Here is a 4,169-nt window from a genome sequence, read left to right as displayed (position 1 = left end):
CCTCTCCGGTTTTAAAGTCAACAATAATATAACCTTCCTCACTTTTCAGAATACGGTCAGGTCTGGAAATATGGCTTTCTCCATTTTCAGAGATCATAATATCCTTTTCATTGATCACTTCCCATTTCTCATCAAAAAATTCAGCGTATTTTTTGACAATTTCCTGTAATGTGATCTGTATTTCATTCTTTTCTTCCCATGTAATCTGGCCTTCCAAAACATAACCTTCCAGAACTTTATTAATATCTTTTTCAGTATTGATCTTAGATAAAAGTTCATGCACAAAAAGCCCGATCCTCACTTTTTCATTCCGAACCTGGTAGTTTTTTGACGGAGTGGCAATTTTAATAGAAGTACTCTTTTCATTAACGTTTTTCAGATTCTGAATATTCTGTGTTTTAAAAGATGAAGTCTTCGTTTTTGAATGCTTCTTCAGCATTTCAGGCTTCACTTCGTACAAATCAAATGAATCTGCATTTTCAGTGTTTTTGGTCTGAATAAATTCCAGCAGCTCAAGATTATTCGAGGTTTTATTAGCCTTTTGGAGATAGAAGAATAACTGTTCAATAGGTCGCGTTGTTGCTACATATTGCAAACACAGCCTGTCAATCAGGTTTTTATATGAATTTTTCTTGTTGAATTTTTGAATTTCCTCATCATACACCTCAAGATTCTTACTGAACTGATTAATATTAACAGATTTTAAAGCATCACTCTCATTGGTCTCAAACCAGTTAGTAAACTCACTATCCCGATTCTTGTTCATCATAGGAATAAAAACGATGGGAAATTCCAGCCCTTTAGACTTGTGGATGGTCATGATCTGGATAGCATCAATGTTTTCCGAAGCCTGAATAGTGTAAGAAGAAGCCTCTTCATCCCAGTATTTTAAAAACTCCTTGGTACTGGCTCCTGCATTTTGGGTAAAATTGAAAAGCATTTCCAAAAAATTCAGCAGGAAGTCTGTTTCCTTATTTTCAACTGAAAATTCATTGATATAATATTCTATAAAATTATACAGGTTGAATCGTGGAAAATGATCCTGCTTTAGCTGTAAGAAATATTTCTTCTGAATAAACTGAAGAATTTCCTCATGACTTTCAATGTCCAGAATTTCTTTCATTTCCAGTGTGAAATCTGCCATGTGAATTTTTCCCAGGGTATTCAGGTAATACATCATCATAATAAGACATGGCTTATTCTTTGGATTGATTTCCCATCTTAAAAACTCAATGACGGCCTTTAAAGTATTGGAAAGCTCCAATGTAAGACCTTTATCAGAAATGGTTTTAATATTTGTTTCATCACCTCGATAGTTAACCTTTAAATTTCCAAGCTTTTGAGAATAGCTGAAAATATCGAAATTGCCACGGCAGAGAATCGTGATATCCGAAAACCTAAACCCGTTATCCAGGCATTCCTGGATATCTTTTCTCATGCTCTCTGATGTATCATTATAAAACTCTTCATTCGTAAGATTTTCGATCAGGTTTACTTTTACACGTCCTTCAATTTCAGATTTAGGAGTCTGCTCAGCATCTGTTCCAAAGATATTTTTATGCTCGTCTTCCAATTCAAGTGAGTGATACTGATACAGCTCATTGTTGAACTGTACAATATTTTTGGCGCTTCTCCAGTTGTCTTTAAGAACTAAAAGATCTGCTTGCTTGGGAGAAAATTCCTTTTTATTGATAATATCCAGCATTAGCTTACTTTCCCCTCCACGGAATCTGTAGATACTCTGTTTTGGATCTCCAACAAGGGTGAAAGAAGTATATTCAGTGGAAACACTATGATCTCTCAGCGGAACAAAATTCTGCCACTGCAGTTCCGATGTATCCTGAAACTCATCAAAGAAATAATGCTGAAACTGTGCCCCCACTTTTTCATAAATAAAAGCAGAAGGTTCGTTTTTAAGATTTTCATTGATAAGAATATTAAACTTTGATAAAAGAACAAGATCATTCTCTTCTTCAATTTTTTTCAGCTCATCCTGGATATCCTTATTCACTTTTAAAGGGAGCAGTGCAGATAAAACCTTTTCTTTCTTCTGGGTTTCAATATAGAGAAGAATAAGCTTCATTCTGTTTTCAATAAGCTGATCCAGAATTTCAAAAATTTCAGTTTCTTTGTGTTTAGATTTTGAGGAAGCTCCTTTTCTGTAATTGTTGATGACAGATTCTTCCTGTGTAGTAGGAAAAGGAAAACCCGCTCTTTTCTGTTGATAAAAATCAATCACCTTGGTAAAGAAACCTCCGATTCCATTTTTCCCCTGAGCAAAATCTTCAATCTCAATATTCCTGGATTGGAATAATTCAATTGAAGCAGCAGCAAGTTCAGCAGCCTGTTTTTTATTCAGAATAATATCTTTACGAAGTGTATTTTTGATGTTTTCATAATTTGCATCATCAAAACTTTCGTTATTTTTCAGATGCTCATAGTGAATATCCTTTACAAACTCTTTTGCTGAATCATAAAGGTTTTTGTTAAGATTGATCCTTTCATTGTTTTCGAGACTGTAATCCACATAATCCATGAAAGAATTGGAGATCGTTTCATTCTCTCCGATCTGATCCAGCATTTTATCCACAGCTTCAATCAGGAATGGTTCAGCTTCAATTTCCAGATTGAAATTTTTAGCCAGTCCTAACTCATAAGAAAAGCTTCTTACCAGTCTGGAGTTAAAACGGTCAATTGTTCCGATATTTAAAGTAGAATAATTGTGAAGAATATGGTCCAGCAACCTTTTAGACCTCTGATGCAGCTCATCAATGGTAATTTTTAATCCTTCTTCTTCAAAAGCTTTCTGAATATTTTTAAGATCAGCATTCTCTGCATAATTACTGGCTGAGAAATTTCCAAGCCATGACAAAATCCTTTCCTTCATCTCATTAGCTGCCTTATTCGTAAAGGTCAAAGCAAGAATATTCCTGATCGATTGCTGTTGATTAGGATAGCGAAGACAGATCATCAAAAGCCGCTGAACCAGGGCATAGGTTTTCCCGGAACCGGCAGAAGCATTGATGACTGTATAAGAATTTTGCATTGTAAAAAGAGAATTGAGACTGCAAGTTAGCTAAAATTTAAAAGAAAATTTAACAATTCAATCTGCCTATTTAACAGTTTCAGCAGTAAAAGGTAGAAAGAAATACTAAAAAGGCGTTAACGGTGGTTAAACTTATTCAATAATTTAAAAATAATTTTAGCTTTGCTCTATAAAAAATAACCCGTGAAATTCAAACTACTTCTTTTGTTATCTCTGATTGTATTCAGCTATACATTCTCACAGGAAAAAGTTACAGGACTCGTTACAGACAACAGTAATGTCAATATCAATCCGGTATTAATCATTAATGTTTCAAAAAATACTTCTGTACTGAGTGATTCTTCAGGTAAGTTTGTGATAGAAGCAGGTGAAAACGATGAAATAAGAGCCATAAAAGAAGGATATTACCGTGCCAGCAAGAAGATTTCAAAAGAAGATTTCAATACACCTGTGCTGATGATTCTTCAAAAAGCCGTAATCCAGATTCCGGAAGTACAGATAGCCTTTAAACCTACCGGTAATCTGGAAAAAGATAATAAACGTCTCAATGAGTCTCAAAAACTAAAATCCTTAAAATCGGAAATGTCAAAATATATGAAAAGTCCTTTAACCGAGCCTTTACCTGATAAATCCATTTCCAAAACTTTTACAGGACATGATTATAAAGTAGGGCAGGTAGATGTTTTGGGTGTTATTGGTACAGCAGTAGGTTTATTGACCAAAGCAACAAAACCTAAAATTACCAAAGCTAATTATTTAGAATTTCAAGATTTTATGATACAGCTTAAAAATGAGGTGAATTTAGATTTTCTGAAAAAATACGGGATGGAGGATGAACAGATCGATGCGTTTTTACTGTATGCAGAAGAAACAAGATACCTTTCCAAAAAATTCAGGAAAGATTTCAACAAAGACGTGTTAAAGTTTGAATTGCAGGTTGCCTTTGCTGAATACCGTAAATTAAATAAGCTTGTTCCCCAATAAAGTAAAGGTGTTTTTAAAGATAAAAGAAGAGTTGAATTATAGCCTAAGAAATACAATCATTACATACTGGAAAAAAGGAGTTATTTTCCTTATACTTTTATGCAGTAATTTTTTGTTTTCCCAACAGACGGTAACAGGA

Annotated in this window: 2 protein-coding genes; one reads left to right on the top strand and one right to left on the bottom strand. The window is 34.1% G+C overall.

Features of this window, described 5'->3' with window-relative positions:
* A partial coding sequence (locus BBH99_RS10185; protein WP_066695201.1) for a UvrD-helicase domain-containing protein occupies positions 1-3,046 on the bottom strand: 3,046 nt, incomplete at its 3' end.
* Positions 3,047-3,229: 183 nt separating this feature from the next.
* Here BBH99_RS10185 and BBH99_RS10180 point away from each other — a divergent pair.
* Entirely contained in the window at positions 3,230-4,030 is an 801-nt protein-coding gene (locus BBH99_RS10180; protein ID WP_066695196.1) for a hypothetical protein, read from the top strand.
* Positions 4,031-4,169: the final 139 nt, after the last annotated feature.

Origin of the sequence: Chryseobacterium contaminans (assembly GCF_001684955.1) — a bacterium.
Lineage (GTDB): Bacteria > Bacteroidota > Bacteroidia > Flavobacteriales > Weeksellaceae > Chryseobacterium > Chryseobacterium contaminans.
Note: the sequence above shows the minus strand (reverse complement) of the source record. Positions and strands in the feature narration are given on the sequence as shown.